Origin of the sequence: Altererythrobacter litoralis, assembly GCF_036324225.1 — a bacterium.
GTDB lineage: Bacteria > Pseudomonadota > Alphaproteobacteria > Sphingomonadales > Sphingomonadaceae > Erythrobacter > Erythrobacter litoralis_A.
The window spans coordinates 21,510-29,031 of the sequence record NZ_JAZDQV010000016.1 but is presented as its reverse complement, the minus strand read 5'-3'; the positions used below and the strand labels follow the sequence as shown (position 1 = coordinate 29,031).

Here is a 7,522-nt window from a genome sequence, read left to right as displayed (position 1 = left end):
CACCTACGGCCACCCATGGCGCAGGAGGCAATTATGCACTAACAAACAACACGGACCACTCGGTGGGGGCCGGTCAGGCGGGGATATATTTCCGAAGGGGCAGCCTATTCTACTTGCTCAAGAATCCGATCTACCGCGGCATGATCGTCCACAAGGGCAAGGTCTATGATGGTGAGCACGAGGCTATAATCGATGAAGCCCTGTGGGATGCGGTGCAAGCACGGCTCAAGGAGAAGGCGCCGCCACGCAAGCGAGCGAATAATGATCGGCAAGAAGCGCTGTTGCGCGGACTGCTGACCGACCCACAGGGCCGACCGATGGTGCCGACCTATACGAAGAAGGGCAGCAGGCGCTACTCCTACTATGAGACCCGGAAGGATCTGGCGAAGCCCGGCGATGCACCATCAACCCGCTTTGGGCAGGGACAACTCGAGCGCCACGTCATTGTACATGTGACCCAGCTGCTTGAGGACGAACACGCGCTGCGTAGGCTCGCAGGTCTATCTAAGGCGGGGCAGCTGGCCGCAATGTTCGAGAAGGCCGGCGCGCTTGCGAGAGGCCTGGCGTTCGGATCATCACATCCCAAGGTCATCAGTTCGTTGTTGCACTCGATCGCAGTCAAGGGGGAGCGGATAGATATCCTTCTCAATCCAGGGGCGCTGGGCATTACAATCGATACGCCGATCAGTTGGTCGATCCCGCTTCCTGACCGCAAGCCATTCCGCGAAGCAAAGCTGCGGATCGATGGATCATCCAGCGGTTCTACACCTGATGCGAAGCTGATTGCGCTGCTGGGAGAGGCTAGGGCCGCGCGGGAGCTTATCCTTGCCAACCCCGAACTCAGTATCAACCAGCTTGCCGGTCGCGAAGGACGCTGCCGCAAGCAGCTTACCAAGCTGTTCAGGCTGAGCTGGCTTAGCCCTCGCATCGTCGAAGTGATGCTGGCGGGTCACCAACCTTCCGCTGTGACCCGGCAACAGATCCTATCCATCGATTTGCCCACCGACTGGTCCGATCAGGAAGCGCTACTGCGCATCGCACGCTGACATCGCGCGCCCTCTCAGCGCCGATCAAGGATCTGAGGCGAGGAAATCACAGACAGAGAAAAGAGGTGAATGAGGCGGCGAACGCCGGCTCTCTCAATGGTCTCTTGCCCAGGCGCGCAAGATCGACCGCCACAAACCCCGCAGAACTGCGCCATTCTTGGCGGTGTTTGCGTAGGATGGTGGAAAATCAGTTCAGGGAAGGACTGTTTGGTGCGGTCGAGAAGACTCGAACTTCCACGGCCTTTCGGCCACAACGACCTCAACGTTGCGCGTCTACCAGTTCCGCCACGACCGCACCCAGTCGTTCGAAAGGCACGAGGCCCCTCGCGAACAGGAGCGCGCCACTAGCAACAGAGGTGCGGCTCCGCAAGCACTTTACCATCGTGTTTCGCGATAATTGCGGACTAGGGTGACCAGCCGATCTCGATCACCCGTGCCGAGCGCGGCACATCGACCATCGCTTCGCTGATTCGCATGGCTTCACCCGGCGCCAGCTCGCGCTGCGGCGGGACGATTTCCCAGGTGTAGACTATCTGGTCCTGCTCGTTGCGGAGCGCGATCATGATGGAGGGAACCGAAGCGGTCGTGCGGCCGGTATTGGTGACCGAGCCGCTGACTTCGAGATATTCGGTGCCGTTGGGAAGCGTTCGCAGGTCTTGCTGCTCGGGCGGGAAATCGAGCTGCAGCCCGGGCTTCTCCATCCCGAACACGGGGCGCTCGAACGGCAGCCAGCTCGGCATGCCCCAGATATTGATCGCGACGATCGCACCGAAGGCCGAAACGGCGAAGAGCAATGCAGCGGCGGTCCAAATTTTGAGCGGGTTGCGCCGCGCGCGGAACGGCGGCTCGTAATCGAAGCGCGAATAGGCGCCACCATCGTCCTCCGCATGGTCTGCGGTGTCAGCGGGCGCGCTTTCGACTTCCACGACCGCGGGTTGCTGCACATCCTCAGCGGGAGCGGGCTCCTCAGGCTGCGGAGTCGTCGGCTGCGGCGTGCGCCAGAAATTCACCGATGGATGCGGAGCGGGCGCTTGCGGCTCCGGCTCGCTCTCGTCAGCATCGCTGGCATCGGACACCGCTTCGGGATCGGGCTGAGCGAGCTCAGGCGGCGGCGCAGGTTCTTCCGTCGGTTGGGGCGAAGGCGCGGATTCATTTGCCTCAGGTTCGGGAGTGCGATCATCCTGCGGCTGTGGCGCAGGCGTGGCTTCGTGCGCCTCAGGCTCTGGGCCTTCCTGGAACCAACTATGCTTGCATTTGGCGCACCGCACCGTGCGCCCATCGATGCCGATGGCCGAGTCTGGCACAACATAGCGTGTGCGACAGGCTGGACAGGCAATAATCATGTCACTCAGCGCATTAGGTGGCATGGCGCAGTGCAACAAGGGCGGAGAAGCCATGAGGCGAGGAAACCCGCCATTTTTCCACACCGAAGCCTCGCAATAATGCGCTCTGGCGATGATTGGCCTTGCACTGCCTCCCCCTTCGGATAGAGCCACTCGATGACCGAGGGGACAGGCGAAATCGTGACCTTCGACAATGTCGGGCTGCGTTACGGCACCGAACCCGAAGTGCTGCGCGACTTGTGCTTCACGCTTCACCCCGGCCTGTTCTACTTCCTCACCGGCGCCAGCGGGGCAGGCAAGACCAGCCTGCTCAAGCTGCTTTACCTTGCCCAGCGCCCGTCGCGCGGGGCGATCCGGATGTTCGGCAAGGACACGATCACGCTGCCGCGCGAGCAGCTCCCCGCCTTCCGCCGCAAGCTGGGGGTGGTGTTCCAGGATTTCCGCCTGGTCGAGCATCTTTCCGCATTCGACAACGTCGCGCTGCCGCTGAGAGTAGCGGGGGTGCGCGAGGCGGACCTGGCAAAGCCCGTGGCCGACATGCTCGAATGGGTCGGCCTGGCACAGCGCATGGATGCCGTGCCTGCGACCATGTCAGGCGGGGAGCAGCAGCGGGTCGCGATCGCACGCGCAGTAATCGGCCGGCCCGACCTGCTGATCGCCGACGAGCCGACCGGCAATGTCGATCCCGACATGGCGCTTAAGTTGCTGCAACTGTTCGAGCGGCTCAATCGGCTCGGCACTACCGTGATCGTTGCGACACATGACATCCATTTGCTGCGGCAAGTGCCGGATTCGCTGATCATGCGGTTGCAAAAGGGCCAATTGCTCGATCCGACGGGTGCGCTGCGGTTCCCGCCGAGGCCTGCGCCCCGTCCGGCGCAGCGGGAAGGCGAGGCATGAGCCGAGCTCAACTGATCGACCGGTCGCTTGTACGCGATCTCGTGCCATTCAAGGGGCGACGCGCGGCGCGCCTGGTTCCGCGCAATCCCGCCAGCGGGCCGATGCCATGGGTGATCGCGATCATGATAGCGCTGACCGTGATGGCGGCTGCCGCCGGGCTTGCGTTGGGCAATCTGGCTGACCGCGCACGGACTGACCTGTCCGGCGCGCTGACGGTGCAGATCGTCGAGGCCAATGCCAAAACGCGGGCGGCACTCGCCAAGCGCGCCGCTGAAATCCTGGTCGCCGACCCTGCCGTTGCCAGCCTGCGCGTGATTCCGCGCGAGGAGCTGGCAGAGATGCTCGCGCCCTGGATTGGTTCCGGCAATGATGAAGGGGAAGCGGTGCCGATCCCCGCGCTGATCGACGTCCAGCTGGCAAACGTCGCCGACACGGCTGAGATCGCGCGTCTGAACGCGCTGCTGCTCGACGAGATCCCGCAAGCACGGGTCGATGCACAGTCGGACTGGCTGCGCCCGGTCTATGATGCGCTTGCGTCGCTGCAGTATCTTGCGCTGGCGCTGATCGCTTTGCTGGCCTTTACCAGTGCGGGTGCGGTGTGGTTGGCGGCGCGCAGTTCGTTCAACAACCATCGCAAGACGGTGGAGATTGTCCACTTGCTGGGCGGAACCGATCGCCAGATCGCACAGGTCTTCCAGCGCAGCATCACGATCGACGCGCTATTGGGCGGGGCGATCGGCCTGATATTGGGGGTGCTTGCGATTGGCGTGATAGGCAGCCAGTTTGCGGCTATCGATTCGGGCATGGTCGCAGGGGGCAATTTGCGTCAGCTCGATTGGCTTGTTCTTGCGGCAATTCCGCTTGCCGGGGTATTGCTTGCGATGCTGACTGCGCGCATCACTGTAATGTCCGCTTTGAAACGAATGCTATGATCTTACGACTATTCTCCGCCATATTCCTCGCCTGGGCGTTCGGCTTCGTGTGGTTCTTCGCCACGCTGCCCGCACCTGCGGGCGACATAAAGACCGATGCGGTGATCGTGCCGACGGGGGCCGCTGGACGAATCCAGCGCGGGCTCGAAGTGCTCGACAATGGCTGGGCGGACCGGATGCTGGTGAGCGGAGTCGACCTTGAAGTGCGGCCGGACGAATTCGCCGTCGAGTTCGGCGTTTCGCGGCGGCGGATGAACTGCTGTGTCGAGCTGGGCTTTGCCGCGGTCGATACGCGCGGCAATGCCGAAGAAATCGCCAAATGGGTGGAGAGGCGGGGCATCTCCTCGATCCGCCTGGTCACAAGCGACTGGCACATGCGGCGCGTTGCGGGCGAACTCAGCCGCACCCTGCCAAGCACGGTGACGGTCGTGCCCGACGCAGTGCGGACCGAGCCGAACTTCGGCGTGCTGCTGCTCGAGTATCACAAACTCGTGGTGAGCCGCCTGACTGCCCTGATCCAGTCGTGAGCTGATCGAAATGTCTGTCTTGCGCAGCCTGCTCTATTATCCGGTGTTCTACATCGGGAGCATTTTCCTGGTTAGTGCCTCGGTCGCCGCGGTGCCGCTTGGCAGCGAGCGGCTGCGCAAGGTGGTGCGGGCTTGGTCGCGTTGGCATCGCTGGTGCGTGGTGCATGTGCTGGGGATCAAGGTGGTAATCGAAGGCTCGCGGCCTGAGGGGCCGGTGCTCTATGCGATCAAGCATGAAAGCCTGTTCGAAGCGATCGATATGCCCGCCTTCCTCGCTTCGCCGGCAGTCTTCGCCAAACAGGAATTGTTCAAGATTCCCGGCTGGGGGCATTCGGCGCTTCAGTATGGATCGATCCCGGTGGCGCGCGACGAAGGTGCGCGGACCCTTCGCCAGATGATTACGAAGGCGCGCGAGCGGATTGCCGAGGGTCGGCCGCTGGTGATCTTTCCCGAAGGTACGCGGGTTGTCCACGGCACCAGCCCCGAGCTGCAATCGGGCTTTGCCGGGCTCTACAAGCTGCTGGGGCTGCAGGTGGTGCCGGTAGCAGTGAACAGCGGGCCGCTCTATCACCGGCTGTGGAAGCGCTCGGGCCGGATCACCTACAGGATCGGTGAGCCGATCCCGCCGGGCCTTCCGCGCGAGGAAATCGAAGCGAGAGTGGTCGCTGCGATCAACGCGCTGAACTGACCGGCTTAGTGCCCACGCCCGAAGTCCGGCGAAGGATCGTCCTGGCCTTCCTGGATGATCCCGCGGCGGATCGCGCGGGTGCGGCTGAACAATTCATGCAGCGTATCGCCATCGCCTGACCGGATCGCGCGTTGGAGCGCTGTCAGGTCTTCGGTGAAACGCCCGAGCATCTCGAGCACCGCCACCTTGTTGTGCAGGAACACGTCGCGCCACATGGTCGGGTCGGACGCTGCGATGCGGGTGAAGTCACGGAAGCCACCTGCCGAATACTTGATCACTTCGCCCTGCGTCACTTCCTCGAGGTCGGACGCGGTGCCGACGATCGTATAGGCGATCAAATGCGGAATATGGCTGGTCACCGCCAGCACCAGATCGTGGTGCTGCGGGTCCATGATTTCGATCCGCGCGCCGAGCTTGCGCCAGAATTCGGCCAACGTTTCCACTGCGGCTTCGTCCGCCCCTGCAGGCGGAGTAAGGATGCACCAGCGGTTGACGAATAGCGTGGCGAAGCCGGCTTCCGGCCCGCTTTGCTCGGTCCCCGCGACCGGGTGAGCCGGGATCACAATGGCGCCGGGCAGGGCAGCTGCGAGGTCTTCCGCCACGCTTTGCTTGGACGAGCCGACGTCGCTGACAATCGCACGCGGCGGCAGCACATCGGCAATTTCCGCCGCAGCCTCGCGCATCGCGCCCACCGGAACGCACAGGATGACCAGATCGGCATCGCGGACCGCGTCGGCGGCACTCTCATGAACATTGTCTGTCAGCCCGCGCTCTGTCGCCTTTGCGCGCACGGCAGGATCGGCGTCGAAGCCGCTCGTGGTGATGCCCGGCGCGCGCGCCTTTACCGCCAGCCCGATCGAGCCGCCCAGCAGGCCGAGGCCGATGATCGCGACTTTCTCGATGCTCATGCGCCTTGCTCCACCAGCTTGCGCAGTGCCTCTGCGATTGCGTCCATATCCTCGCGCTTGCCAATCGTGATCCGCAGCGCATGCGGCAGGCCCTGGCCCGGCAAATGGCGGACTGCATATCCAGCTTCGCCGATTGCTTCGAGCGCCTGCGCAGCGGTCACTTCGCCTTCAAACAGCACCAGCAGGAAATTGGCTTTGCTTGGGACGGCACGTAGCCCGTGGTTGCCCAGCGCGTCGATCGCAGCGGTAAAGCGCGCCAGTTCGGTCGCATTGTGATCGCGCGAACGTGCGACAAAATCCTGGTCGCCCAGCGCAGCAAGTGCCGCGGCCTGACCGCTCGTCGTGACGTTGAAAGGCCCGCGGATGCGGTTCAGCACATCGATCAGTTGCGGTGCGCCTGTGGCCCAGCCGATCCGCTCGCCGGCAAGGCCATAGATCTTGGAAAAGGTGCGGGTGACCAGCACGTTGTCATGGTGTGCAGCCAGTTCGATCCCGCCGTCCTCCTCGCGCGGGGTGAGGTATTCAGCATAAGCCTGGTCCAGCACGAACAGCACGTCGGAGGGCAGGCCGGCGTGCAGCCGCTCGACCTCGCTTCGCGGCAAATATGTGCCGGTGGGATTGTTGGGGTTGGCAAGGAACACCACGCGCGTCCGCTCGGTCACTGCGGCCAGCAACGCGTCGACATCGTTGGCGTAATCGTGGTCCGGCGCCTCGACCGGGGTTGCGCCGCAACGCCGCGCGGCGATGTCGTAGACCGCGAAGCTGAAGCGGCTGAAGAGCACTTCGTCGCCCGGGCCAGCAAAACCTTGCGCGGCGAGGTTGAGCAATTCGTCCGAGCCCGTCCCGCACACGATCCGCGCCGGGTCGATCCCGTGCAGCGCACCGATCGTCGCGCGAAGCTGGCGCGAGTCCGGGTCAGGGTAATCTGCCGCGTGGGTCAGCGATTTCCGTGCCGCCAGTGCCGCCTCGCTCGATCCGAGCGGGTTCTCATTCGCCGAAAGCTTGACCAGTGTGCGTCCGTCTGCACCGGTGACCTTGCCGGGCACATAGGCATGGATGCCCATGATCCAGGGTTTTCCTTCAGGGCGAGGGCGGGTTTGGTCGGTCATGGCGCGGCGGCGCATAACCGCTTTCGACCTCGAAAAACAGTGCAATTGACTTAAGGCGTGGGCTCGCCC

General features: G+C 63.5%; 8 protein-coding genes and 1 tRNA gene. 5 read left to right on the top strand and 4 right to left on the bottom strand.

Features of this window, described 5'->3' with window-relative positions:
* Positions 1 to 1,046: recombinase family protein (locus tag VRS74_RS12505; RefSeq protein WP_354145562.1), on the top strand; the 1,046-nt coding region annotated here is incomplete at its 5' end.
* A gap of 208 nt (positions 1,047 to 1,254) precedes the next feature.
* Here the strand turns inward: VRS74_RS12505 and VRS74_RS12500 are convergent.
* Positions 1,255 to 1,341 (bottom strand) — tRNA-Leu (locus VRS74_RS12500).
* Positions 1,342 to 1,450: 109 nt separating this feature from the next.
* Positions 1,451 to 2,350 carry an MJ0042-type zinc finger domain-containing protein gene (locus VRS74_RS12495; protein WP_435521405.1) on the bottom strand — a complete coding sequence of 300 codons (900 nt, stop codon included), beginning with the start codon at positions 2,348 to 2,350 and terminating at the stop codon, positions 1,451 to 1,453.
* A gap of 195 nt (positions 2,351 to 2,545) precedes the next feature.
* Between VRS74_RS12495 and ftsE the strand changes: the two genes are divergently transcribed.
* Genes ftsE through VRS74_RS12475 form a run of 4 tightly spaced genes read left to right on the top strand, consistent with a single transcriptional unit; the run spans position 2,546 to position 5,436 of the window.
* Positions 2,546 to 3,289, top strand: coding sequence for a cell division ATP-binding protein FtsE (gene ftsE / locus VRS74_RS12490; RefSeq protein ID WP_354145560.1), 744 nt, complete (start codon positions 2,546 to 2,548; stop codon positions 3,287 to 3,289).
* Positions 3,286 to 4,221, top strand: a complete 936-nt coding sequence (locus VRS74_RS12485) for a cell division protein FtsX (RefSeq protein ID WP_354145559.1) — start codon at positions 3,286 to 3,288, stop codon at positions 4,219 to 4,221. Before ftsE ends, VRS74_RS12485 begins: the two co-directional genes overlap by 4 nt.
* Entirely contained in the window at positions 4,218 to 4,748 is a 531-nt protein-coding gene (locus VRS74_RS12480) for a YdcF family protein (protein ID WP_354145558.1), read from the top strand. Before VRS74_RS12485 ends, VRS74_RS12480 begins: the two co-directional genes overlap by 4 nt.
* A 10-nt stretch (positions 4,749 to 4,758) precedes the next feature.
* Complete coding sequence (locus VRS74_RS12475) at positions 4,759 to 5,436, top strand: lysophospholipid acyltransferase family protein (protein ID WP_354145557.1); 678 nt, start codon at positions 4,759 to 4,761, stop codon at positions 5,434 to 5,436.
* A 5-nt stretch (positions 5,437 to 5,441) separates the two neighbouring features.
* On the opposite strand, the gene VRS74_RS12470 is transcribed toward VRS74_RS12475, so the two are convergent.
* Positions 5,442 to 6,344, bottom strand: coding sequence for a prephenate/arogenate dehydrogenase family protein (locus VRS74_RS12470; protein WP_354145556.1), 903 nt, complete (start codon positions 6,342 to 6,344; stop codon positions 5,442 to 5,444).
* Positions 6,341 to 7,453, bottom strand: coding sequence for a histidinol-phosphate transaminase (gene hisC, locus VRS74_RS12465; RefSeq protein ID WP_354145555.1), 1,113 nt, complete (start codon positions 7,451 to 7,453; stop codon positions 6,341 to 6,343). The genes VRS74_RS12470 and hisC overlap by 4 nt, the downstream gene beginning before the upstream one ends.
* Positions 7,454 to 7,522 lie beyond the last annotated feature (69 nt).

Coding starts and splice junctions, on each gene's coding strand:
- hisC (WP_354145555.1), bottom strand. CDS start 7,453: ATGACCGACCAAACCCGCCCTCGCCCTGAAGGAAAACCCTGGATCATG.
- ftsE (WP_354145560.1), top strand. CDS start 2,546: ATGACCGAGGGGACAGGCGAAATCGTGACCTTCGACAATGTCGGGCTG.
- VRS74_RS12485 (WP_354145559.1), top strand. CDS start 3,286: ATGAGCCGAGCTCAACTGATCGACCGGTCGCTTGTACGCGATCTCGTG.
- VRS74_RS12470 (WP_354145556.1), bottom strand. CDS start 6,344: ATGAGCATCGAGAAAGTCGCGATCATCGGCCTCGGCCTGCTGGGCGGC.
- VRS74_RS12480 (WP_354145558.1), top strand. CDS start 4,218: ATGATCTTACGACTATTCTCCGCCATATTCCTCGCCTGGGCGTTCGGC.
- VRS74_RS12475 (WP_354145557.1), top strand. CDS start 4,759: ATGTCTGTCTTGCGCAGCCTGCTCTATTATCCGGTGTTCTACATCGGG.